27 protein-coding genes and 2 tRNA genes are annotated in these 23,292 nt (G+C 57.4%); 18 read left to right on the top strand and 11 right to left on the bottom strand.

Features of this window, described 5'->3' with window-relative positions:
- Nucleotides 1-120 precede the first annotated feature (120 nt).
- From RLO149_RS11070 to RLO149_RS11040, 7 genes are all read left to right on the top strand, one after another.
- Nucleotides 121-1,476 (top strand): DUF4055 domain-containing protein, encoded by a 1,356-nt coding sequence (locus RLO149_RS11070; protein WP_013962177.1) that lies wholly within the window; start codon nucleotides 121-123, stop codon nucleotides 1,474-1,476.
- A gap of 2 nt (nucleotides 1,477-1,478) precedes the next feature.
- On the top strand, nucleotides 1,479-1,994 hold the full coding sequence (locus RLO149_RS11065; RefSeq protein ID WP_013962176.1) for a hypothetical protein: 516 nt from the start codon (nucleotides 1,479-1,481) through the stop codon (nucleotides 1,992-1,994).
- Between the two features lie 167 nt (nucleotides 1,995-2,161).
- Nucleotides 2,162-2,521, top strand: coding sequence for a hypothetical protein (locus RLO149_RS11060; RefSeq protein WP_148264348.1), 360 nt, complete (start codon nucleotides 2,162-2,164; stop codon nucleotides 2,519-2,521).
- Nucleotides 2,521-2,775, top strand: coding sequence for a hypothetical protein (locus RLO149_RS11055; RefSeq protein WP_013962174.1), 255 nt, complete (start codon nucleotides 2,521-2,523; stop codon nucleotides 2,773-2,775). Before RLO149_RS11060 ends, RLO149_RS11055 begins: the two co-directional genes overlap by 1 nt.
- Nucleotides 2,772-3,389: a hypothetical protein gene (locus tag RLO149_RS11050; protein ID WP_013962173.1), complete on the top strand. Its 618-nt coding sequence runs from the start codon at nucleotides 2,772-2,774 to the stop codon at nucleotides 3,387-3,389. Before RLO149_RS11055 ends, RLO149_RS11050 begins: the two co-directional genes overlap by 4 nt.
- Entirely contained in the window at nucleotides 3,379-4,182 is an 804-nt protein-coding gene (locus RLO149_RS11045; RefSeq protein ID WP_013962172.1) for a terminase large subunit domain-containing protein, read from the top strand. Before RLO149_RS11050 ends, RLO149_RS11045 begins: the two co-directional genes overlap by 11 nt.
- Complete coding sequence (locus RLO149_RS11040) at nucleotides 4,157-4,867, top strand: hypothetical protein (protein ID WP_013962171.1); 711 nt, start codon at nucleotides 4,157-4,159, stop codon at nucleotides 4,865-4,867. Before RLO149_RS11045 ends, RLO149_RS11040 begins: the two co-directional genes overlap by 26 nt.
- Before the next feature lie 80 nt (nucleotides 4,868-4,947).
- Here the strand turns inward: RLO149_RS11040 and RLO149_RS11035 are convergent, their stop codons facing one another.
- From RLO149_RS11035 to RLO149_RS11025, 5 genes are all read right to left on the bottom strand, one after another.
- Complete coding sequence (locus RLO149_RS11035) at nucleotides 4,948-5,811, bottom strand: exonuclease domain-containing protein (protein ID WP_013962170.1); 864 nt, start codon at nucleotides 5,809-5,811, stop codon at nucleotides 4,948-4,950.
- 94 nt (nucleotides 5,812-5,905) lie between these two features.
- Nucleotides 5,906-6,073: a hypothetical protein gene (locus RLO149_RS23785; protein WP_158308155.1), complete on the bottom strand. Its 168-nt coding sequence runs from the start codon at nucleotides 6,071-6,073 to the stop codon at nucleotides 5,906-5,908.
- Entirely contained in the window at nucleotides 6,073-6,252 is a 180-nt protein-coding gene (locus tag RLO149_RS23555; protein WP_013962169.1) for a hypothetical protein, read from the bottom strand. Before RLO149_RS23555 ends, RLO149_RS23785 begins: the two co-directional genes overlap by 1 nt.
- A 365-nt stretch (nucleotides 6,253-6,617) precedes the next feature.
- Nucleotides 6,618-6,692: transfer RNA gene (locus RLO149_RS11030), tRNA-Asn, on the bottom strand.
- 66 nt (nucleotides 6,693-6,758) lie between these two features.
- Nucleotides 6,759-7,685, bottom strand: coding sequence for an MBL fold metallo-hydrolase (locus RLO149_RS11025; protein WP_013962168.1), 927 nt, complete (start codon nucleotides 7,683-7,685; stop codon nucleotides 6,759-6,761).
- A gap of 42 nt (nucleotides 7,686-7,727) precedes the next feature.
- Between RLO149_RS11025 and RLO149_RS11020 the strand changes: the two genes are divergently transcribed.
- Nucleotides 7,728-9,053, top strand: a complete 1,326-nt coding sequence (locus RLO149_RS11020; protein ID WP_044025311.1) for an ATP-binding protein — start codon at nucleotides 7,728-7,730, stop codon at nucleotides 9,051-9,053.
- A gap of 150 nt (nucleotides 9,054-9,203) precedes the next feature.
- Complete coding sequence (locus RLO149_RS11015; RefSeq protein WP_013962166.1) at nucleotides 9,204-10,451, top strand: BamA/TamA family outer membrane protein; 1,248 nt, start codon at nucleotides 9,204-9,206, stop codon at nucleotides 10,449-10,451.
- A 279-nt stretch (nucleotides 10,452-10,730) separates the two neighbouring features.
- On the opposite strand, the gene RLO149_RS11005 is transcribed toward RLO149_RS11015, so the two are convergent.
- A tRNA-Ile gene (locus RLO149_RS11005) sits at nucleotides 10,731-10,807 on the bottom strand.
- A gap of 125 nt (nucleotides 10,808-10,932) precedes the next feature.
- Between RLO149_RS11005 and purM the strand changes: the two genes are divergently transcribed.
- The 3 genes from purM to rnd all read left to right on the top strand — a co-directional run bounded on the left by purM (nucleotide 10,933) and on the right by rnd (nucleotide 13,825).
- Nucleotides 10,933-11,979, top strand: a complete 1,047-nt coding sequence (gene purM, locus RLO149_RS11000) for a phosphoribosylformylglycinamidine cyclo-ligase (protein ID WP_013962164.1) — start codon at nucleotides 10,933-10,935, stop codon at nucleotides 11,977-11,979.
- A complete protein-coding gene (purN, locus tag RLO149_RS10995) occupies nucleotides 11,976-12,572 on the top strand; it encodes a phosphoribosylglycinamide formyltransferase (RefSeq protein ID WP_083825458.1) in 597 nt (198 codons plus the stop codon). The genes purM and purN overlap by 4 nt, the downstream gene beginning before the upstream one ends.
- An 89-nt stretch (nucleotides 12,573-12,661) precedes the next feature.
- Complete coding sequence (gene rnd / locus RLO149_RS10990) at nucleotides 12,662-13,825, top strand: ribonuclease D (RefSeq protein ID WP_013962162.1); 1,164 nt, start codon at nucleotides 12,662-12,664, stop codon at nucleotides 13,823-13,825.
- A gap of 8 nt (nucleotides 13,826-13,833) precedes the next feature.
- On the opposite strand, the gene RLO149_RS10985 is transcribed toward rnd, so the two are convergent.
- The gene (locus RLO149_RS10985) at nucleotides 13,834-14,340 is read right to left on the bottom strand and encodes a putative periplasmic lipoprotein (RefSeq protein WP_013962161.1); all 507 of its coding nucleotides are present in this window, start codon (nucleotides 14,338-14,340) and stop codon (nucleotides 13,834-13,836) included.
- 137 nt (nucleotides 14,341-14,477) lie between these two features.
- Here RLO149_RS10985 and RLO149_RS10980 point away from each other — a divergent pair, with 137 nt between their 5' ends.
- Nucleotides 14,478-14,888 (top strand): SufE family protein, encoded by a 411-nt coding sequence (locus tag RLO149_RS10980; RefSeq protein WP_013962160.1) that lies wholly within the window; start codon nucleotides 14,478-14,480, stop codon nucleotides 14,886-14,888.
- Nucleotides 14,889-14,896: 8 nt separating this feature from the next.
- On the opposite strand, the gene RLO149_RS10975 is transcribed toward RLO149_RS10980, so the two are convergent.
- From RLO149_RS10975 to RLO149_RS10960, 4 genes are all read right to left on the bottom strand, one after another.
- Nucleotides 14,897-15,535 (bottom strand): DUF1638 domain-containing protein, encoded by a 639-nt coding sequence (locus RLO149_RS10975; RefSeq protein WP_013962159.1) that lies wholly within the window; start codon nucleotides 15,533-15,535, stop codon nucleotides 14,897-14,899.
- Between the two features lie 41 nt (nucleotides 15,536-15,576).
- Nucleotides 15,577-16,275, bottom strand: a complete 699-nt coding sequence (locus RLO149_RS10970) for a corrinoid protein (protein ID WP_013962158.1) — start codon at nucleotides 16,273-16,275, stop codon at nucleotides 15,577-15,579.
- Between the two features lie 177 nt (nucleotides 16,276-16,452).
- On the bottom strand, nucleotides 16,453-17,475 hold the full coding sequence (gene bmt, locus RLO149_RS10965; RefSeq protein WP_013962157.1) for a betaine--homocysteine S-methyltransferase: 1,023 nt from the start codon (nucleotides 17,473-17,475) through the stop codon (nucleotides 16,453-16,455).
- 176 nt (nucleotides 17,476-17,651) lie between these two features.
- On the bottom strand, nucleotides 17,652-17,966 hold the full coding sequence (locus RLO149_RS10960; RefSeq protein ID WP_013962156.1) for a DUF1476 domain-containing protein: 315 nt from the start codon (nucleotides 17,964-17,966) through the stop codon (nucleotides 17,652-17,654).
- Between the two features lie 156 nt (nucleotides 17,967-18,122).
- On the opposite strand from RLO149_RS10960, the gene purC reads away from it, so the two are divergent.
- From purC to RLO149_RS10935, 5 genes are all read left to right on the top strand, one after another.
- Nucleotides 18,123-18,884 (top strand): phosphoribosylaminoimidazolesuccinocarboxamide synthase, encoded by a 762-nt coding sequence (gene purC, locus RLO149_RS10955; RefSeq protein WP_013962155.1) that lies wholly within the window; start codon nucleotides 18,123-18,125, stop codon nucleotides 18,882-18,884.
- A 46-nt stretch (nucleotides 18,885-18,930) separates the two neighbouring features.
- A complete protein-coding gene (gene purS / locus RLO149_RS10950) occupies nucleotides 18,931-19,161 on the top strand; it encodes a phosphoribosylformylglycinamidine synthase subunit PurS (protein WP_013962154.1) in 231 nt (76 codons plus the stop codon).
- The gene (gene purQ / locus RLO149_RS10945) at nucleotides 19,161-19,829 is read left to right on the top strand and encodes a phosphoribosylformylglycinamidine synthase subunit PurQ (protein ID WP_013962153.1); all 669 of its coding nucleotides are present in this window, start codon (nucleotides 19,161-19,163) and stop codon (nucleotides 19,827-19,829) included. Before purS ends, purQ begins: the two co-directional genes overlap by 1 nt.
- A gap of 94 nt (nucleotides 19,830-19,923) precedes the next feature.
- On the top strand, nucleotides 19,924-21,627 hold the full coding sequence (locus RLO149_RS10940; RefSeq protein WP_245538056.1) for a sensor histidine kinase: 1,704 nt from the start codon (nucleotides 19,924-19,926) through the stop codon (nucleotides 21,625-21,627).
- 3 nt (nucleotides 21,628-21,630) lie between these two features.
- Nucleotides 21,631-22,965, top strand: a complete 1,335-nt coding sequence (locus RLO149_RS10935; protein ID WP_013962151.1) for a sigma-54-dependent transcriptional regulator — start codon at nucleotides 21,631-21,633, stop codon at nucleotides 22,963-22,965.
- The last annotated feature ends 327 nt before the right edge of the window (nucleotides 22,966-23,292 follow it).

Below are 23,292 nucleotides of genomic sequence, written 5' to 3'. Positions count from 1 at the left end.
CGTGCCGTCCAAAATCGCTGTATCGGTCTGATCCCAAATGGGGGAGGCGTGCAGCCCGATGCGCTGTTTTTCCGTCAGCGTCTTTCGACATGCCTTCCCCACCATCGAAAGGAAGGCCGCATGACCGCCATCAACCACGTCCGCTATGACGCGCGGAGCAAAGAATACAATCTGATCCGCGACTGTCTTGACGGCGAGCGCGCAGTCAAGGGGCAAGGGCAAATCTACGTCAAGAAGCCCGACGGCATGTCTATGGACAACTACGCCCACTATCTTGAACGCGGCACGTTCTACGGCGCGCCTGAAATGACATTGCGGGCGCTTTGCGGGCTGGCCTTGCGCAAGGACCCCGTGGTCAAGCTGCCAAGCCGCCTCGAACCGATGCGTTTAAACGCGACCCATGAAAATGCGCCGCTTTCCGTAATGATCGAAGAAACGGTGCGCGAAGTCATGAGCATGGGGCGCTACGGCATCCTGCTTGAATTTCCGCGCGAGGGGAACACGGTCCTGACGACGCCTTATTTCTCGAACTGGAAGGCAGAGGAAATTCTTGATTGGGACACGGCCTATGTGAACGGTCGCAAAGAACTGACCCGCGTTGTGCTCGCATCAGACGAGGATTTTGACGGGTCCGCTGTCTACATTGAATGCCTGCTTGACGATACGATCTACAAAGTGCGGCGGTTCATCATGGACGGACGCTCTCGCGTCGATATGGGCGAGGAAATCATCCCGCAGGTTGGCGGCAGGGCACTGAACTACATTCCGATGGTGATCGTGTCGCAAGAGGGGCTGGGCGTCGAAGACGTGAAACCGCCGTTCCTGGACTTGTGCACCGTGGCGGTCTCTCACTTCCGCAATTCTTGCGACCGGGAGCATACGATGTGGCATCTGTCTGCACCAACGCCGTGGATCGCGGGCAGCGTTCCTGCCGACAAAATCCCGACGCAGATCGGGGCCGGGACAATCTGGCATTTGCCCGAAGGCACGGAGGTCGGGATGCTTGAATTTCAAGGCCCCGGTGTCAACGCGCAGAAGGCGCTGATGGATGAAAAGATCGACACGATGGCGACCCTTGGGGCGCGCATGTTGTCGGTCAACATGAACCGCAACGAGACCTTAGACACGGCAACACAGCGCACACGGTCGGAACTTGCCTTGCTGCACGCTGTCGTTGTGATGGTCGAGATGGGCCTGAACCGCCAATTGCGGCTTGCGGCACAGTGGATGGGTGAGGATGCGGACGAGGCATCAATCAAGCTGTCTCGCGACTTCATCGAAACCACTATTGATCCGAAGATGATGGACGCGCTCAACAAAGCCTTGATGTCCGGGTCGATCTCGCGCGAAACCTATATGGCGAACCTGCGCAAGGGTGAGATCATCGACGCGAACCGCACGGACGAGGAAGAACTTGGTGCCATCGAAGAAGACGGTGGCGACTTGTCAAACATTATCCCAATCGCGCAGACGTAAAGATGCTTGGCGACCCGACCGCCCACCTTTACAGCGCGCCTCGCGCGTCACCGGAACGGCTTCTGAGCGCGGCTGTACTGCACCGGGCCGTGCTGGACCTGTTCATGGCCTCGCAAGCGCATGGAGACGGTGCGCCGACAGTAAATGAGCAAAAGGATAATCTGCGCTTTCTTACATCGACCAGCGGCGCTTGGGCCAAAATGCGGCATGAACACTGCGCCATTGCGGACATTGACCCGGACATAGTGCGTGAAACCGTTCTGCGCTGGCTGCACGATGAAGACGACGGGCACCTTCTGTCATTTGTCTATAAGGGACGTGGCCGCGCCCCGTCCGGTGAGAAAACGAAAGCGATTTTCTTCGCTATTACGGGCGACGTGGACAAAGCGGCCAAGGCACGGGCAGCGCAAGCCCGCGCCGTTGCCAAGCGCCGGGAGCAAGAGCGTTTACGGCAAGCAGACATTGCGGACTCCATGTCAAGGATCGCGAAGCGCGAAGAAGAATTTTTCGCTACCTAAAACTACCCGCCCTGCACCTTCTTTCTCGGTTTAGCGTCTATAAACAACCGCTTACATTCATCCTTGAAGAGGTGGTGGGGCCACGCTCTCCTTTTGCTGGACGCAAAAAGGAAGGGGTGGCTTGCAAAAGCTGCCCCTTTTTCATGTCCAAGCAAAAGGAACAGCACATGACCGATACTACAAACCAGTCCGAACTGATGGACAAGTTCATCGAAAAGATCGAAAGCAAGCTCGCGGACGCCGTGATCAGCAAAGTCTCTGAGCGCGTCGAGCAGCAGATCAAAGGCATCTCCGAAAAGAACGAAACGCTGCTCAAAGAGTTGGTCGCATCGAAGTCAACGACCGACGACTTTGCGGCAATGCTGACCGAGGCAACAAACAAGATTGCGTCAGCCACAGGCACAGCGCAGACAGGTGGCGACCCTGTCGTGATTGCGAAAGTCGATGCCCGCGACGTGAAGAAGTACGCGGCGGCAAAGGCAGAAGCAGAACGCCGTGACGTCCCGTTGCACATTGATCGCTCCTGATGAACTTCTACGACGCGGCCAAACAGGTCGCGCGTGAGTTCCTTGAAACCAAGTACGGGACACTCCGCGAAATCCACGTCACCATCGGAACGAACGTGATCCTCGATATGTGGTTCAGTTCGGAAGAACCCGACTTCACACGCCGCGTCTGTGAGCATCAAATCTATGGCCGCACGGCAAAGGGCGTCGTGAACCGCATGGCTCCGCACATTGAAGAACTTGCGGGTCGGGCGTATCGGGAGGCCATCGCGTGAGCATCGACTATCGCCGTATCAAAGAAGCCTTGCCCTTGGACAACGGGCAAGGTGCCAAGTCGATCATCCGCCAACGCCCGGACGTTGGGCAGATCGTCGTCGATTGTGTACTGCGTCGCCGTGAGTTCAAAGAGATTGCAAAGCACTGTGGTGTCGGGATTGAGTCACTTGTGCGCTTCCGCAAAAAGTTCATCACCGAAGAGATCGCAAAGATCGTTCTTGTTGAAGCGAACAAGATGGAAGCTGATCAACTGGATGCTGCCGTCAATGACGCGCAGGACAAGGTAGAGGGCGGCATCATGGGCGTTCTCGCGGAGCAAAAGAAGCTCTACCGCACATTGCACCAGCGCGTGGCTGACGGCGACCGGGATATCGAAGACCTTTTGCCGGGTCTTGCCCAGCTTTTGCGCGACCAAACCAAGACCTACGAAGGGCTGCTCAAGGTCTATTCTAACCTCAAGGAAAAGACGACTATTGTCCTGTCCCTGAACGAACACCCCGACGTTGCAAAACTAATGGACGTCCTTTGGGTGCTGTTCAAAGAGAACCCGCAGGCGTTTGCCCGCTTCCAAGAACTGATCGACGAGAAACGGATTCCGCTGGATGTCGACTGAGCTTGGCACCTTCCTGCGCACGCTGTCAGAACGGGTATCGCCTGAACTGTTGCTGGAACGCGTCGTCGGTGGCCCGCCGGACCCGTGGCAGCGGTCGCTGATGAATTCCACGTCCGACGTGATCATGGTCCTTGCGTCGCGCAGGTCAGGAAAATCAACAACCGTGGGCGTGATGGCCGGGCAGGAACTTGCCAAGCCCGATCATCAAGTGATCATCCTTTCGCCAACCCTCGCACAGTCTCAACTGCTGTTCGCGAAGATCGCCTTCACTTGGGAGAAGATGGCTTTGCCCATTGAAACCCGTCGTCGCACCATGACCGAGTTGCATCTGAAAAATGGGTCATCTGTCGTCTGTGTTCCCGCAGGCCAAGATGGTGAAGGTGCGCGGGGTTATGGCGTCAAGAACGGTATCCTTGCATTCGACGAGGCTGCGTTCATTCCAGACAAAGTATTCGGGGCAACTCTTTCCATCGCAGAGGACAATGCGAAAACCGTCTTTATCACGACCCCGGGTGGCAAGTCGGGCAAAGCGTATGAGATGTGGACGAACCACGACCTTTACCCGGAAGTAGAGCGCATTCGCGCCTGCTCCCTTGATCTGCCGCGCATGGCAAAGCTTGTCGCTCGCCAGCGCAAGACGTTGAGCAAGATGGAATTCGACGTGGAGCATGGCCTGCAATGGATGGGGCGCGGCACCCCTTTCTTCGATCCGGACACCATCCGGGCCGCATACACTGACACACCGGAATTAAAGTTTGGAGACCTCTATGCAGGAATTAGTGCAACAGGGTGAAGACCTGATCTTGCCATGCTCGGACCCGGCTGTGGCGGTCGTCAAAGGCTTCCGCCGCTTTATCGTTGGGCAGGATATTGCGCAGGCAAAGGACCGCAATGCGATTGCGGTCATCAAAGACGAACGGGTTCCCGAGTGGGTGGGCAGCACGCAGCAGCTTGGCCCTCGGCGCAGGGAAGTGGTTAAGGTTCAGTATTTGCCCCATATGTCTTACGCCGATCTCGCACAGGTCACACGGAACCTGATGCGGGACCCAACGATTGCAGGCCGCTCCTACCTCGCAATCGACGCAGGCGGCGTAGGTCGCGCCTACGCCGACCTGCTGAATGACCGCTCCGTCCTCCACACCCGCGTCACAATTACGGGCGGCGAGAATGAGAACGAGCACAAAGAGAGGTCCCTGACCTATAACTCAGTTGGCAAGGTCCGGCTGTTGTCGATGCTGAACTCTGCCCTGCACGTAGGAGACCTGACATTGGGCGCAATCGCGATGCGGGACGAACTGACACAAGAGCTTGAAGCGTTTGAGGCTGAGATCACTGCTGCTGGCCGGATGAAGATCGACGGCGGCACCGACTTCTCGCATAGTGACGCCGCAATCGCCCTCGCGCTTGCCTACTGGCTGTCCGATCATCGCACTATCGGCGCGTGCATCGGTGAGACGCCGCTCAAAGGATATTGGTGACAGAAACCCGGCAAAACGCGTCAGCGCTGCGGCATCCTGCGATGGCACGCACGCTAACCACCAAAAATGCGTGATGCGTCTTAAATGGGCGCTGCTTCGACCAACTCCCGAAAGTCAGTTTCGCGTATAATACGGATGGGGACACCCTTCGCGGCCAAATCCTCCGCCTTGCGGTGCTTCGAGCTTTTAGCGTGTCCCGCTAGGCGCGCAACGTCCGTATCACCGACCACGAGCAGAGTCGTTTTCTTTGTCACGCTGGCCCCAACAGAGCAGCCGATGGAGGCTGCTAGGTCTGCGGCCTCACGCCGCGGGATTTCCAGCGCGCCCGTGAATACAACGACCTCGCCCGCAAGCGCACCGTCAGGGTTGCCGTCGCGCGTTATGCGTCCATCGCGGCTGGACGGGTCAATGGGCTGCGTGACACGCGTAAGCCAGCGATCAAGATCAAATCCTGACTTGTTCATGGCGGCGAGCAATACTACCCCCGATGCCTTCGCGTCTTCAAGCGCGTTGTGGTGCTCAAAGGTATGCCCGATCAGCTTGCAGACATTTGCGAGACCATAACCTCTTTGTGCGCACTCCTCCCACGTCCTTCGGGCGACCCGGGCGGAGTCTAGCCAGGTGCAGGTGACAGGCGGCACAGACCAGTGTCGTGCGGCTTGGTGCATCGCGACACGGTCAAAGTGGGTGTGGGTGACTACAACGTTGTCTGACAACATCGCACCTAGTTGCTCTGTGATCTCGGCAAAGGTTGGTGCGCCGACGACCTGCGTCTCGTCGATACCGTGGATGGAGACATTCATCCCGTCGAAGTAGTCGCGCGGATCAATGAGTGAATACCACTCTTGCGCCAGTTCGCCGTTCTCAAAGACGGCGACCCCGACGGAGCAGATAGACGCCATGTTTGCGTTCGCCGTTTCTACATCAATCGCAACAAATTTCATAAAGCAAAAACCCCTCGTATAATGTGCAAAGGTAAGCTGCACTGAGGTGTGTTGCCAATAGAAAACGGGCGCCCGATAAGGCGCCCGCTGTCGTTTAGATTTCGTCGAAAATGATCGGCTTGACCCAGCGCGGCCTTCCGCCCTCTGCTGGTGGTTCGCAGTACAAGCGTTCGTAGTTGGACGAAAGAAAGTAGAGCTTACCGTTTTCGAACTCAGGATGCGCAGCCAAGTCCTGAAGGATCTGTTTCAGCTTGTCGTCCATTATGCGGCCTTCTGCGTTGCACGATTGGCGTAATGCGCGCCTTGCCATTCAAGCATGATACCATCGTACTGGTGAACGCGGATGCCGATCAAAGCGCCAGAGTCCCAGTGACGGTTAAGGATGTCGTGTGCAATCTCAATCTCTGCCGCGGCCCTAGCGTCAGTCATCGTTGAAGACATAGTGTCTCCTTTCATCGCGCGGCGAGTTTAAAAGAGGGATGGGCCTGCCGCGCAACGGACCACCACCTCATCAACCGCGTGTGCGGCGAATGCGTGTGACATGTGGTTCTCCGTTGATATGCCCGCAGGTGTCATTTGCGGACCGACGGTGTGATAGCACTGATTCCGTTGAGCAGTCAAGCCATTGATAACAAGGGCGTTTAAACGCTGCGCGCAGAGGGGAGCCGACGTTAGTGGACAGCACCTGATCTCTAAACCTGCATTGCAGCCCCGCGATTGTTGCAGAGTTGTTGCAGAGCCTACTAAAAACGACGATGGCCGCCCTTAGGGGCGGCCTTCATCATGTTGAAATCTTTGGAAGAATTTGGCTCCGGCGGTAGGGATCGAACCTACGACCAATTGATTAACAGTCAACTGCTCTACCGCTGAGCTACGCCGGAACGGTTTGGGCGATATAGCAGTGCTCTTAATATGCGTCCAGTGCCTTTTTTGAGAAAATGAGGAAATTATCGATGATATCGGTCAGTCCGTTCGAAAAAGGTTGTCACGTCGAGCGGTCCTGTGAAGGCAACTTGGAATTTACCTTGCAAATCAATCAGGTGGGCGATGACATTTCGTTGTGCCGCAGGGATGAGGGCAGCCGGTGTGTCGTGGTAAACGTGATGTGTGATCTTCACAACATTGGCTGGACCATCCGCGAGATAATCAAGGATCGCGGCTTCCCTCGCTTTTCTGTGCGAGATCAGCCATTCCAGCCTGTCGTGAGGGGCCTCGATACGATCGCCGTGACCCGGTAGAAACCGACGCCAGGGATGGCTTTTGAGACGCGCGCAGGAGGCCATGAAATCTGTCAGATCTCCATCGGGTGGGGACACGAGTGAACTGGCCCACCCCATGACATGATCGCCCGTAAAGCAGATATCCCCGTGCGCTAAGGCGATGTGGTTCCCCAGGTGGCCGGGCGTGTGAATGACTTTCAGAGCCCAGTCCGAGCCGCTTATGACCTCTCCGTCTGATACGCAAATGTCCGGGGAAAACGACAAATCAATGCCTTCGCCGCCACCGGACAGCCCGGCGTCTGCCAAGTGTTGCATCACTGGCGAGCGGCCGGCAAAGGGCCCGCCAAAAGCAACGACGGGCGCACCGGTCACCTCGGACAATCGCGCGGCCAAGGGGGAATGATCCAGATGACTGTGCGTCACGACGATCTGCGTGATGCGTTGGCGGCCTGTCACACAGGACAGAAGAGCTGTGAGGTGCCTTTCGTCGGCCGGACCGGGGTCAATCACAGCAATGTCGCGAGTGCCCACCAGATAGGTGTTGGTGCCCTTGTAGGTCATTGGGGATGGGTTCGGGGCCACGATACGGCGTATATTCGGCTCTATCACCTGCGGGATGCCGATGGGTGGGTCGAAATCATCTGCCATGGTCATTCGGTCTTTCTAATGGGGAGGGGCGCCGCTAGGGTCTACCCCATGTTATTTGGGTGGCTCAAACAGTATATGCCCCGCAGCCTTTATGTACGGGCTATTTTGATCCTGCTGTTGCCGGTCGTTTTCTTGCAACTGGTGGTCACCATACTTTTTCTGACCCGCCATTTCGAGGATGTCACCCAGCAAATGGTGACAGCCGTCTCCCGTGAGGTTTTGCTGGTACTCGACATTGTTGATTCTGCGCCTGATGCAGGGTCCGTTTCAACGCAGGTGGTGGCACAGGCCAGCCAATTGGCGCTGACAGCAACGCCTGTATCACCCGATGATGTGCCGACACAGATGCTGCGCCACTGGTATGACTTTTCCGGACGCGTGATCGTGGCGCTTTTGCCGTCGCGGGTCGCGCAGATTGAAACAATTGACCTTTTGGACGATCAGCGCGTCCATGTATATGCGCAAACCCGCCATGGTCCGATACGCATGAGCTTTGATCGCAATCGCGTCTCAGCCGAAAATCCGCATCAGCTGTTTGTGAATATGGCGTTTTTCGGTGGATTGGTGACGGTCATCGCGATTTTGTACCTGCGCAACCAGTTACGCCCGATCAAGCGGTTGGCGCGGGCTGCTGAAGCCTTCGGGCGTGGGCGGCATGAGCCCTATACTCCGGCCGGTGCGTCCGAGGTTCGCGCTGCTGGCAATGCGTTTCTGGATATGCGCAACAGGATCGAACGCCAGATCGAACAACGCACTTTGATGTTGTCAGGGGTGAGCCACGATTTGCGCACGCCGCTGACACGCATGCGGCTGAGCTTGTCGATGCTGGAAGACGCGGAGCGCGAACTATTGGAGCAGGACGTAGATGACATGCAGGAAATGCTTGATGCCTTTCTGAGCTTTGCCAAAGGAGCGGGAGAGGGCGAGCCCGAAGCTGTCGACCCGCGCGCCTTGGTCAGTACGGTAGTAGAAGATGCAAAACGGGCAGGACGGGACGTCACATTGGTCGCGCAGGAAGGCGAAGGTACCGGAACCGTCAAGCTGAATGTGCTCGCCATGCGGCGTGCATTGGATAACCTGATTTCCAATGCGGTACGGTATGGCTCGCGCGCGCAGGTGTCGGTCATGCTGAGCGATAAATCCCTCAGGGTGCGGGTTGAAGATGACGGGCCGGGCATCCCTGAACAGCGACGAAGCGAGGCGACACGACCGTTTACGCGTCTGGATGCGGCGCGTAATCAGGATAAGGGCGGTGGCGTCGGTCTGGGACTTGCGATTGCAAATGATATTGCCCGCGCGCATGGCGGTACCCTGAGGCTGGGCGTGTCTGAACATCTGGGCGGTCTGTGTGCCGACATCGTTATCGCGCGCTAAGGGTGCATATCTGCGCTTGGGGTGTTTCAGGCTGGCATATCGACGATCCGTCACAAAGGTAGCACATCAAACAGTGCGCCGGTTTCAATCGAAGATTTTTTATGATGTGGTGCGCACCATCCGTAAACGAAAGTACGAGGCGAAACAGGTATGGCGGTTCTTCGGGCGGGCGCACATGCTCATGGGGACCGGACTGCGTTCGGCGCGTGTTCACACTTGAAGCCGATGTTGTACGAGGCCGTCGATACAAGCATTCTGACCTCTGAAAGGCATCTTGTGGCGCATGTCCGATCGCTTGTCATTGGTGCGGCTGCCTTCTGTCTTGTCTGCTCATTTGCGTTTGATGAGGCCGCCGCACAGTCCAGCGTCGTCGATGATCCGCTTAAATCTGTTCGATCCGTACAGGAAAAATCTGATTACGGTTTGGGAAACGGCTCCTTTCTCGTTGCGCCGATTCCGTTCTCGAATCCGGTTGTCGGTGCGGGGCTGGCGCTTGGTGGAGGATATCTGTTTCAGCTGGACCCTGAAGCTGACACGTCCTTTGTGGGACTTGGCGCATTGGCATCTGACAATGGCAGCAGCGCAATTGGAACCGCCTTGAACCTGTCGTTTGGCAATGGGTGGCGCTTTGATTTCGCACTGGTCGACGCGGATCTAAGGTATGATCTGTTCTTGGGACAACTGGAGGTTCCGATTGAACAGGACGGGACGTTGCTTAACAGCGGTTTTGATTACAAGATTTCCAAGACGATCTCTGTGGGCGCCGCTTTCAGGTATTTGGACTCGACGATTGGCCTGAGAAATTCCGAGACGGCTGTTCCGCCGGAACTGCTCCCGGATCTGGGGCTGGAACTGATGAGCCTTGGCGGCCGGTTTGAGTGGGATGTCCGCGATGACGGGGATTACCCGACGCAGGGGGCACTGTTCAGCATTGCCGCCAACCGAGGCTCCACGCTTTCCGGGCCCGCACGCAGCTATGGTTATGGATCAGCGAATTTTGATGTCTATAACGCGCTCAGCGATACATCCGTGCTGGCTGGCAGGCTATCTACCTGTGCTGCATCGGAGAACGCCCCGTTCTTTGACAAATGCTCTATCGGGTTCAGTGATGCGTTCCGCGGGTTTTCACCCACAGAATTCTACGACACCCGCATGGCCTCGGCCCAGATTGAGGTCCGCCAACGCTTGGGGAACCGGTGGGGCGTGGTTGCGTTCGGGGGCATCGGCTGGACGGGCTCCAGTTACGGATCACTTACCGAAGACGGAGACCGCATCGCGGGCGGTTTTGGCGTGCGCTATCGTGTCTCGCAGCAATTTCCGATCGACTTCTCAGTGGATGTGTCGCGCAACAATGACAGCGAAGAGTTTTTGTATATTTACGTCGGCCAGCGGTTTTGATGTCTGGCTCTTGTGACGGCGCACGGTTTGATCTAACGGCGCGCGGTTATCGGGTCCAATACAAGAAGAGCGGCCGGGGGTTGGGCTCTGGTCAGGGTTCAATCGATGCGGCGACCTTTCTGTTAGCGGATGCGCAGGATCATCAAACGGCCTCTGAAACCCAGTGTCACCTTCGTGCGGTGATGCGCCGGACAAACGGTCAATGAAAAACCAAGGCCGTAAGACGAGGGTGCGACCACTCTGACACGTGACCGAAGAAAAGGAATGGATATAGTATGGTGGTAGGCCCGGCAGGACTTGAACCCGCAACCAAAGCGTTATGAGCGCTCTGCTCTAACCAGTTGAGCTACAGGCCCGCCATAACCGCTGCGTAATCGCCCGTGTGCACGACGTCAAGACCCTGTATGATCTGCTTTGGATTGCAGTCTGCTCAGATATGATTTACCTCGGCCCCAATCATGCTCACGCAGGAGAGAGCGCCATGAATTTGCCGAAAAACGGGATGACTTACGCCGATGCAGGCGTGGATATTGACGCCGGGAATGCGCTTGTGGACCGGATCAAACCGGCGGCCAAGCGCACGAACAGATCCGGCGTCATGGCGGGCTTGGGCGGTTTTGGTGCGCTGTTTGATCTGAAAGATGCAGGCTACACTGACCCGATCCTTGTGGCCGCGACGGACGGTGTCGGCACGAAACTGCGGATCGCCATTGATACCGGCCATGTGGACGGCGTTGGTATTGATCTGGTGGCCATGTGCGTGAATGATCTGGTCTGCCAGGGCGCGGAGCCACTGTTTTTCCTTGATTATTTTGCCACGGGTCTGCTGGAGACTGAAAAAGCCGCACGCATTATCGAAGGCATTGCGCTTGGCTGCGAGCGCGCCGGATGCGCGCTGATCGGTGGTGAAACCGCAGAGATGCCGGGCATGTATCCTGCCGGTGATTTTGACCTCGCAGGGTTTTCCGTCGGCGCGATGGAACGGGGCGGCGCACTTCCGGCGGACGTGGCACAGGGCGACGTGTTGCTGGGCCTTGCCTCTGACGGTGTGCATTCCAATGGCTACAGCCTTGTGCGCAAACTGGTCGAAGTCTCCGGGTTGTCGTGGGATGCGGCCTGTCCGTGGTCCGATCAATCCCTGGGGGCTGAATTGCTAACCCCGACGCGGTTGTATGTAAAACAGGCGCTGGCGGCGATTGACGCAGGGGGCGTGCATGCGCTTGCGCATATTACAGGCGGCGGGCTGACGGAAAACCTGCCGCGCGTTTTGCCCGAGGGGCTGGGGGCGGATATTGATCTGGGCACATGGTCTCTGCCTGCTGTTTTCCGCTGGATGGCTCAGACGGGCGGCATGGAAGAGGCTGAAATGCTCAAGACGTTCAACTGCGGGCTCGGCATGATTCTCGTTGTCGCGGAAAAAGAGGCCGACGCGCTGACGGAACTGCTGGCCGGTTTGGGCGAGGATGTCGCGCGCATCGGGCGTGTCAGCGCGCAAGACGGTGTGCACTATTCCGGCACGCTTTTGTGACGAAACGGGTCGCGATTTTCATCTCGGGTGGTGGATCGAACATGGTCCGCCTGCTGGACAGCATGACCGGGGATCATCCGGCGCGCGCATGTGTGGTCTTGTCGAATAACCCCAAGGCCGGCGGTCTGGAGCGGGCCGAGGAACGCGGCGTGCCAACCGAAATCGTGCGACACCAGCCCTTTGGTACGGATACCTCCGGCTTTGAACACGCGATCCTTGGCGCGCTGGCGGAGCACAAGCCGGATATCATCTGTCTGGCGGGTTTCATGCGGATCCTTACGGCAGAGTTTGTTGATAGGTGGCGCGGCCGGATGCTCAACGTTCATCCCTCATTATTGCCAAAATACAAAGGGTTGCACACACATGCGCGGGCAATTGCGGCCGGGGATACCGCGCATGGATGCACGGTTCATGAAGTAACGCCGATTTTGGATGACGGCCCGATATTGGGTCAGGCACGGGTGCCCGTGCGCCCCGACGATACCAAGGACACGCTGGCGGCGAGGGTATTGGTGCAGGAACACATTCTGTACCCTATGGTTCTGCGTCGCTTTGCCAATGGTGACAGGACGCCCGTTTTTCTAAACGATTGACGGATTGTGCTGCTGGTCAATCCGATCAGGCTCGTGTAACAATTTCGCCACTGGGTGGACGTAAACACTAAAAACAAAGAATTGCCCGAATGAAAACCATCACAACGACACAAGCGCTGGAAGAATTCTGCACACAGGCAGCCCAGTTTGATTATGTGACGGTCGACACGGAATTCCTCAGAGAGCGCACATATTATTCCAAGCTGTGCCTTATTCAGCTTGCCATGCCGGGTGAGGATGACAGCACCGGCTGTATTGTTGACCCGCTGGTGCCCGGTCTGTCGCTTGAACCGCTTTACGCGTTGTTTCGCGACACATCCGTGGTCAAGGTGTTTCACGCCGCACGGCAGGATCTTGAGATTTTTTACGTCGATGCCGAGGTCTTTCCCGAGCCCTTGTTTGACACGCAGGTCGCTGCCATGGTCTGCGGCTTTGGCGAACAGGTGGGCTATGAAACACTGGTGCGCCGGATCGCCAAACAGCCGCTGGACAAGACCTCGCGTTTCACCGATTGGTCGCGCCGCCCGTTGACGGATGCGCAGATGAAATATGCCTTGGCCGATGTCACCCATCTGCGTGATGTCTACGAATTTCTCGCAGAAAAGCTTGAAGAAACCGGGCGCAGCCGCTGGGTGCGCGAGGAACTGACCGTTCTGACCAGCCCGGAAACCTATATCATTCCACCGATGGACGCTTGGCGGCGGGTAAAAACGCGGACGAATTCACCCAAGTTTCTGGCCGTTGTGCGGGAACTGGCGGCGTTCCGCGAAATCTATGCGCAGGAGCGCAACGTCCCACGTAACCGGGTGTTCAAGGATGATGCGCTGATCGAACTGGCCTCGAACAAACCAAAGACACAGGAAGAGTTGGGGCGCTCGCGCCTGTTGCTGCGCGAGGGGCGACGGGGCGATGTTGCGGATGGCATTTTGCAGGCGGTCCAGCGCGGCGTGGAATGCCCGCAACAAGACATGCCAAAACCGGACCGATCACGCGACAAACTGCAGGTGAACCCTGCACTGGCGGATTTGTTGCGCGTATTGCTCAAGGCCAAAACGGAAAGTGCGGGTGTTGCGGCCAAGCTGATTGCGCCCGCCGCTGATCTGGATGCGATTGCCGCGGGTCTGCGCGATGTGCCAGCGTTGAACGGATGGCGGCGCGAAGTCTTTGGGGAAGATGCACTGCGTCTGTGTGAGGGAAAGATTGCCCTCGCCGCGGAAGGCGCAAACGTGCGTATCGTCAACCTCGACGCATGATCACGCGCTCAGCGTCGCCGCTCCAATGCGTTTTGCAGACCTTCAACCCGGATCGTGCGCGTCCCTGACAATTCCTGATCCGTGAGCGTGCGCGCGACGGTGACTTCGCGGGTTTCCGGCGTGCCGCCTGCAATCTGCGTGTACTGCGCCTGAAGCTGGTAGGTCAGTACGCCATCTTCGGGCAATTCGTCTTCATTGCTGGGCGTCAGCCGTGCGTTGAATGGGCCTTGGGTCGATGCAAGCCCGGTCGCACGGATCAGCACCCCGCCGGGGACGCGTTCCAGCGTCAGGTCCGCAATCGCGTCGATCGTTGTTCCGGGATAGATCGCAATCTGATTGCGCCTGTTCTGGAAAACGCCGTCGCTTTCCGGGATCAGCGGATTTGCAGCGTCGATCGGCTCCAGAACGCTTTCATCCGGTGCGTCATTTCCAAACCAATTCATGGGGTTGGCCGAACTGCCGCATCCGGCGAGAAAGACAGCACTTACCAACAAAGCGGGGATCGTTATACGCATGCGTTCGCCAATTACGTTTTCTGTTCCCTTTGACCTAGACTATCTGCGGGCTGATGAAAAGTGTCCATCAGAAGCTGGGACCTTTACCTTTGCGCGGTGCCGACCTACCTGTGACGTCAAAAGACAGGAGACCCGTCATGGCACAGGCTGCATTCGAAGAATTGGTCGAAGATTTTGAATTTCTCGACGAGTGGGAAGATCGCTATCGTCTCGTCATCGAAGAGGGCAAATCGATGGCGCCCCTTGATGCCGCACTCAAGGTGCCTGCCACAAAGGTTGAGGGCTGCGCCAGTCAGGTCTGGCTGCATGTGACGCCCGAAGATGGTGTGATGCAGTTTGAGGGCGAGAGTGATGCGATGATCGTGAACGGCCTGATTGCCGTTTTGCGCAAGCTCTATTGCGGGGCGCCGCTGAGCGAGGTGGTGGCCATTGACGCGCGCGCTGAGATGGGGCGTTTGGGGTTGAATGACCACCTGTCCGCGCAGCGTTCAAACGGTCTGCGCGCCATGATCGAGCGGATCAGGGACGTCGCCGCCAAATCCGCGTAGACGCCCCGCTACAATCTGGCCAACGCGGTCGATAGGTCCCCATAGCCGGTAAATCGCCGCTCGAAAGCCAGTCCAAGCCGTTCGGCGCAGCGTTCCGCTTTCTCGGTCAGTGCGGGATCGTCGGTCTGCGCCTGATAGACCAGTTTTTCGTAATGTGCGAAATACATATCGTGCAGCTCTGGGTGGCGGTCGAGGCCCATCGGCCGGATCACGAAAGCGTCGAACTGACGGACCAGAAAATCGGTCAGATAAAAGGTTGTGATCTCATGCTCTGCCGCTTCGGCAAAGCGCGCATTGCCTTCGAAAAAGCTGTAGCAATGCGGGCCTGATATCATCTCGACCCCCAAGGCGTCGCAGGCCGATTGCAACTGCCCGCCCGTGCCACAATCGGCATAGACGACGAAAACGTCGCTATAGTCTTTCCTGTGTTTTGCAACGGCGTCGCGCACCGCCGCCGTTATCTTGTCAGGGTAAAGATGCAGATTGGCGGGCAGGCAGGTCAGATCCAGATGGGTCCAACCGTTTGCCGCCTTGAGGTCCAGAATTTCGCGCGCCAAAGCCCCGCAGGCAATCAACAGAACGCGCCCTGTCTGATGCGCCATGTCCAACCCGTCTTCGGTCAGCTGCTGGTCATTCAGATCCGTCATCTCCATGCCTCACACAGATCTCCGACCGGGCGCGGCGTGTTTCAGGCCGATTTTTGATTGTGTTTACGCCCAACCCATTCTTTTGCCGTTTCCACGGCCACGGCTGCATCACGGCAATAGGCATCTGCGCCGATGGCCTTGCCGAATTCTTCGTTCAGCGGCGCGCCACCCACCAGCACGATGTAGTCATCACGCACGCCTTTCTCGACCATCGTATCAATGACCACTTTCATATAGGGCATCGTGGTGGTGAGGAGGGCGGACATGCCAAGGATCTCGGGTTGCTCTTTCTCCAGCGCTTCCATGTAGGATTCAACGGGGTTGTTGATTCCCAGATCGACGACCTCAAAACCCGCGCCTTCCATCATCATGCCAACAAGGTTCTTGCCGATGTCATGGATGTCGCCCTTGACCGTGCCGATGACCATCTTGCCCACGCGCGGGGCACCCGTTTCGGCCAACAGCGGTTTGAGAATTGCCATGCCGCCTTTCATAGCGTTTGCGGCGAGCAGAACCTCAGGTACAAAAAGAATTCCGTCCCGGAAATCAGCACCGACGATTGTCATGCCGCCGACCAAGGCCTTTGTCAAAATATCATAGGGCTGCCATTCACGTTCCAGCAGGATGTTGACGCTTTCTTCTATTTCCTCTTTGAGGCCATCATAGAGGTCGTCAAACATCTGCTGGACCAGTTCTTCATCGTCCAGTTCCGACAGAATGATTTCGTCTTCATCCGACATGATCGTTCCTTTACCAGAGGCACAATGGGTGCGTCACTTTGGACCATCTTTCGCTTGAACCGGGGCTGCGCACTGTCCGGATTGCGACACGGTGAAAGCGGAGTGCGACGCGCGCACGCGAAAGTGTCACGCGGTGTGTGCATCGTGTGCGGCGGCAATCTGGTCGGAATACGGGAATTAGCTGGCGCGTCTGCTTCTTCGCGTTGCGCGGCGTGCCGGTGTGTTTTCCTTATCGGTTCCGTCTGCGGCAGAGGAGAATGCGCCCAATCGGTCCACGATTTCTTCTAACGCCGGGGGATGATCCATGGTTCGTGTATCCAGCGCTTCGCGCATGTGGCGCAGATGCTCCGGCATGGTGCCGCAGCATCCGCCGATGATCCGCGCACCGCTCGCGCGCGCCATTATCGCGTAATCCGCCATCAGTTCCGGGGTGCCGTCATAATGGATGTGACCGTCGACATATTTGGGAATGCCTGCGTTGCCCTTGGCAATGATGGGGCGTTCGGGGCCTTGCGCAGCGAATCCCAGAACCGTGCGCAAAAGATCAGAGGCACCAGTGCCACAATTCGCGCCAAAAGCCAGCGGCGCATGATCGCCCAGATCATTGACCATTTTGACCATATCGGCGCTGGTCAGCCCCATCATGGTGCGTCCGGCGGTGTCAAAGCTCATCGTGCCGCACCAGTCCAGCCCGGCCAGCGCGAACCCTTCGGCTGCGGCGCGGTATTCTTCAGGCGCGCTGATCGTTTCGAGCCATCCAATATCCGCACCGCCTGCCTTGAGACCGTCTGCGGTTTCGTGAAACATCTCAACCGCCAGCGCATGGCTGAGCGTACCAACAGGCTCCATGATTTCGCCGGTCGGTCCGACGGAGCCTGCGACAATCACAGTGCGCCCGGCGGTATCCGCAACCTCGCGTCCGATCTCGGCAGCGACACGGCTCAACTCATGAACGCGCTTTTCTGCGTTGTGCAGTTTCAGGCGTGAGGCGTTGGCCCCGAACGAATTTGTCAGAAACAGATCGCTGCCTGCATCAACCGCGCCTTTGTACAGCGTTTTGATTTTTTGTGGCTCTTGCGTGTTCCACAACTCCGGGGCTTCGCCAGACATCAGTCCCATGTTGAAAAGATTCGTGCCGGTCGCGCCATCGGCAAGCAATACGCCGTTTGTTTCGAGAAGGTCGCTGAAAGGGTTGGGCATGATCACGCTCCGTCATCGTAGGAATGCGTCATGTCACAGGTGGCATTATGTAGCAAATTCATAATTCTCATTATTTTCATGAAATAATTAAGGGAATTTGAACGTGTTGTCGCGCCTGTGGGAAAGTGGATGTGCCGCCGGGCAGGCGACACATGAGGGCTGAGCCGGGGGCTTTGTTATTCGCTTGCCATCAACTGACGCTTGGCCTCGACCATCAGGGACGCCATCTGCGCGCGAATCGTGGCCTCATCCGCCTTGTTGCCAAGATCGCCTGACACCTTGCGGTAGACATCTTCGTCACCGGCTTCTTCGAAATCGGATTTCACGACCTCTTTGGCGTAGTCATCCGCATCAGAGCCGGTTTTGCCCAGAAGTTCTGCCGCCCAAAGACCCAGCAGCTTGTTGCGCCGCGCCTCTGCCTTGAACTGCATCTCTGCATCATGGGCATATTTGTTTTCAAACGCATTTTCGCGGTCATCGAATGTTGTCATGGGCCTGTCTCCTGGTGGCGTGGCTGTTTCCGTCTTAGATATGCGAGTTCGCAAGCCGTTACGCAAGATGCCTCGGCTTGCAGCGACGCGGGCGTTCCACTAAGACAGGCTCAGATAAGCCCCTGATCCTCAGGGCTCAGTCTTGAAAGGACGCCCATGGCCCGGCGCAAGAAAATCTACGAAGGCAAAGCTAAAATTCTGTATGAAGGCCCGGAACCGGGCACGATCGTGCAGTACTTCAAGGATGATGCGACTGCATTCAATGCGGAAAAGAAGGCCGTGATCGAAGGCAAAGGGGTGCTGAACAACCGTTTGTCTGAATTTTTCATGACGGGTCTCGGTCATATTGGCGTGCCGACGCATTTCATCAAACGACTGAACATGCGCGAACAGCTTGTGCGCAGCGTTGATATCATTCCGCTCGAAATTATCGTGCGCAACTATGCTGCTGGTACCATGTCAAAGCGTCTTGGGCTGGAAGAGGGCGTTCAGTTGCCAAGGCCCATCGTTGAATACTGTTACAAAGATGACAAGCTGGGCGACCCATTGGTGAGCGAAGAGCATATCGCAGCCTTTGGCTGGGCGAGCCAGCAGGATATGGACGACATGCTCAGCCTTGCGCTGAGAGTAAATGATTTCCTGTCAGGGTTGATGTTCGGGGTCGGGATCCGGCTGGTGGACTTCAAGATTGAAGTGGGTCGCGTTTATGACGGAGATTTCCAGCGGCTTGTCGTTGCAGATGAGATCAGCCCGGACAGTTGCCGTTTGTGGGACATCGAATCCGGTCGCAAACTGGATAAGGACGTGTTCCGGCGCGATCTCGGCGATCTGGCCGATGCCTATACGGAAGTGGCCGAGCGTCTTGGCGTAATGCCGAAAAAGGCCACGCCGATGACAAAGCCAACTCTCATCAACTAACATCGAACAAAAAACAAAGCGTCCGGGGCGCGCAGAAGGACAAGACATGAAAGCACGAGTACATGTTATGCTGAAAAACGGTGTGCTGGACCCGCAGGGTGAAGCCGTGCGCCACGCTTTGGGGGCCATGGGGTTCGCGGGGATCAATGGCGTGCGACAGGGCAAGGTTATTGAACTTGATCTGGCCGATGGCGCGACGGAAGAAGACGTGAAGGCGATGTGCGAAAAACTGCTCGCCAATACGGTGATCGAATCCTACTCGGTGGAGATGTCCTGATGCACGCGGCGGTCATTGTCTTTCCCGGGTCCAATTGTGATCGCGATCTTGCCGTTGCTCTTGAAGCTGCCGGTACAAAGGTGACCAAAGTCTGGCACAAAGATACCGACCTGCCGCAGGGTGTGGATATGATCGGCATTCCTGGTGGGTTTTCCTTTGGGGACTACCTGCGCTGTGGTGCGATTGCTGCAAATTCTCCGATTTGCAAATCTGTCGCGGCGCATGCCGAGCGGGGCGGCTATGTGATCGGCATCTGCAATGGATTTCAGGTACTCACCGAAACCGGGTTGTTGCCGGGCGCGTTGCTGCGCAATGCCGGGTTGAAATACATCTGCAAGACGGTCGCACTCAAGGTTGAGACATCCGCATCTCCTTTTACCGAAGGGTACAATGCCGGGGATACCATCAACATTCCAATCGCCCATCACGACGGCAATTACTTTGCCGATGATGAGACAATCGCGCGCCTTCAGGGCGAAGACCGTGTGGCCTTTACCTATGAGGACACGCCCAACGGTGCCAAGGCCGATATTGCCGGTATCCTGTCGTCGAACCGCCGGGTTCTGGGCATGATGCCGCACCCGGAGCGGGCGGCGGATGCCGGACATGGCGGGACAGATGGGCAAGCGCTCTTCCGCGCATTGGCAGGCGCGCTGGCGGCTGTGTGACTTGAGCCGACAGGCGCCTTTGGCGTAAGCTCATTAAATGGAAGGTGAGCTTCAATCAAAAGAGCCGAGCCCCATCAGCTCATGGCGGGTGCGCATGGCTGTGGGCATTCTGCTCGCGCTGGCGGTGACGGTCGTTTCTGTCACCAACAAGCTGCTGACCGACCGCTTCACCGACACGACCCGCGACCGTGCCGAACTGAGGCTCGCGCTCTATAGTGGGAACTTGCTGTCCGAGTTGCGCCAGAACGCCATCGTGCCGCAACTGCTGGCGCGCGACCCTGAGCTGATCGGCGCGCTGAACTCTGCCGATTATACCGCGTCTACACGGCGGCTGATCTCTTTTGTCGAAGAGATCGGCGCGGCCTCTTTGATGTTGCTGGATATTGACGGGCGGACGGTTGCGGCGACCGACCGTAACCGTCTTGGCTCGATGCACCGCTCAGAAGCCTATTTCATTGACGCCATCCGCGCCAGTGGCACCGTTTTCACCGTCGCAGAGCGCGAAGAGGGGGGCTACGGATTTTTCTATTCGCGCAGGGTGCAGTCGGGCTCGGATGTGTCAGGCGTAATCCTCGTTGAGGTCGATTTGCAAAAATTCGGCCGGGCGTGGGCCGGGATTTCGGATGCTGTGATCGTGACGGACAGCACTGGCACCATCATCCTGACCACAGAACCGCGCTGGCGAGGGCGCACCGAAGAAGAAGCGCTGGCCCGGCAAACGCCCCAGAACGCCATCCAGCGCGCCATACAGGCCACCGCAGACTGGACCGCGCTGCCGCCCGATGCCTATCTGCAGGGCGAGGCCGTGATGCGTCTGGAAACACGGATACCGTTCCGCGGTTGGCGCATGACCAGCTATACCACCTATGCGTCAGTGCGCGAACGCGTGAATGGTGTGCTGGCACTGGAGATCATGGGGTTTGCGATTCTGCTCGCTTTGACCTTCTATGCGCTCAGCCGGCGCACCGCCTTGCGCATGGCGCTTTTCCAGCGGGAATCTGCCGAATTGAGGTCGCTCAACGCGGCGTTGCAGCGAGAAATTGCCGAGCGCAAAAGGGTGCAGGAGACGCTTGCCGTTGCTGAACAGACCCTTGAACAGTCAAGCAAACTGGCCGCACTGGGTGAGATGTCAGCCGCGGTCAGTCACGAGCTAAATCAACCCCTTGCCGCGATGAAAACGTACCTTGCCGGAGCGCGCTTGTTGCTGCGGCGCAACCGCCACGAAGAGGCGCTCTCCTCCTTTGGGCGCATTGACGATCTGATTGAGCGGATGGGGGGCATCACGCGCCAGCTGAAGTCCTACGCGCGCAAGGGGCAGGAGGCGTTCGCGCCAGTCCCCATGGGCGATGCGCTTGCCTCAAGCCTCGCCATGATGGAGCCGCAATTGCGCCAAAGGCAGGTGCAGATCACCCGAATTTTGCCCGATGATCCGGTTGAGGTCATGGGCGACCGGCTGCGCATTGAACAGGTGATGGTGAACCTCTTGCGCAACGCGATTGACGCCACCAAATCAGCCGCAGCGCCAAAGGTGGACATCATCCTGTCTGCCGGGGAAACGGCGACGCTGACGGTGCGTGACAACGGGCCGGGTATTGAAGACCTCGATGCTCTTTTTGAGCCATTTTATACGACCAAACAGCCGGGGGATGGTGTCGGGCTTGGGCTTGCTATCTCGTCCCAGATCGTGACAGACCTTGGTGGAAGACTGACAGCGCGCAATGGCCAGCAGGGTGGCGCGGTGTTTGAAATGCAGTTGCCGATCCTAAGCGGCGAACCAGCGAAACAAGCGGCGGAGTAGACAATGACACAAGCCATGAAAATCGCGATAGTCGATGACGAACAGGACATGCGCCAATCCATCAGCCAGTGGCTGGCCCTCTCGGGCTATGACACGGAAACCTTCGGCAGTGCCGAGGATGCGTTGAAAGTGCTCGGGCCGGAATACCCGGGGATTGTGATTTCGGACATCCGGATGCCGGGCATGGATGGGATGCAATTTCTCAAAAAACTGATGGGCAATGATTCCGCATTGCCGGTGATCATGATTACGGGGCATGGCGATGTGCCGATGGCTGTGGAGGCCATGCGCGTCGGCGCCTTTGATTTTCTGGAAAAACCGTTCAACCCGGACCGGATGTCGGACCTTGCCAAAAAGGCGACAGGTGCGCGACGTCTGGTGATGGACAACCGCGCATTGCGGCGGGAACTTTCCGACGGCACCCAGTTGATGAGCAAGCTCATCGGGCAAAGCCCTGTGATGGAGCGGCTGCGCGAAGATATCCTCGATCTGGGGCAGGCGGATGGCCATGTGCTGATCGATGGTGAAACCGGGACCGGTAAAACGCTGGTGGCCCATGCCTTGCATGCGGTCGGCAGCCGTGCGGGCAAGAAGTTCGTTCTGGTCAGCTGCAGCGCGTTTGAAGAGGATGCGTTGGCAAAACGGTTGTTCGGTCCGATGATGCCCGAAGATGCGCAACTGCCGGCCATGGAAGAGGCACGCGGTGGCACGCTGGTGCTGGAAGACATCGAGGCCTTGTCAGAAACGATGCAAGCGCGCTTGCTCAGTGTGATAAACGAACAGGGCACCCCGGCGGAGACGCGCCTCGTGGCGATCTCGAACCTTCAGGAAGCAGGGCGCACATCCGAGGATGCCTTGCGCTCTGATCTGTTCTACCGCATCGCGGCCTTGCGCATCACCGTGCCCCCGCTGCGTATGCGGGGCGAAGATATCCTCACCCTGTTCACCCGTCTGAGCGAACAGTTTGCCGAAGAATACGGCTGCGAAACACCGCAGGTGACGGCACAGGAAGCCGCGCAGCTGTTGCAAGCGCCCTGGCCGGGCAATGTGCGCCAACTGATCAATCTCGCGGAACGCGCGGTGCTGCAGTCACGGCGCGGGGCGGGGACCATATCATCGCTGCTGATGAACGATCATGAAGACATGCAGCCTGTGATGACGACCGAAGGCAAACCGCTGAAAGAATACGTCGAAGCCTTTGAACGGATGCTGATCGACAATACCATGCGCCGTCATCGCGGCTCCATCGCGAGTGTGATGGATGAACTATGCCTGCCCAGACGCACGCTGAACGAAAAAATGGCGAAATACGGTCTGCAGCGCTCGGATTACCTTTAAATGCTGGTATTTGGTGAGCAAAAGCAGCGGTTTATGCGATTCAATTCAGGGTTGAGGCAGGTTATTGTCGATTGACCATTGTGTTTTTCAGGCATGTGGCATTATCTAGCACTGTAGAGAAGTGAACAGTTATGGTTCGATTTCTACAGAGAGATTCGCTGTCGCGGGCGCGGTTTGACACAGCTCATGCACCCCACGGCAGACCGATTGGACCGGAAACGGTTAAGGAACCGCTGACGTACTATTGGGTTTATAACCCGGATTGCGCAGTAAAAAATGGATGCGAGGCCGTAAAACGTGCCCGTGTCGGAGAAGAAACGCGATGAC

The sequence above is a fragment of the Roseobacter litoralis Och 149 genome, assembly GCF_000154785.2.
GTDB lineage: Bacteria > Pseudomonadota > Alphaproteobacteria > Rhodobacterales > Rhodobacteraceae > Roseobacter > Roseobacter litoralis.
The sequence above is the reverse complement of the archived record's forward strand: the minus strand, read 5'-3'. Positions and strand labels throughout refer to the sequence as shown.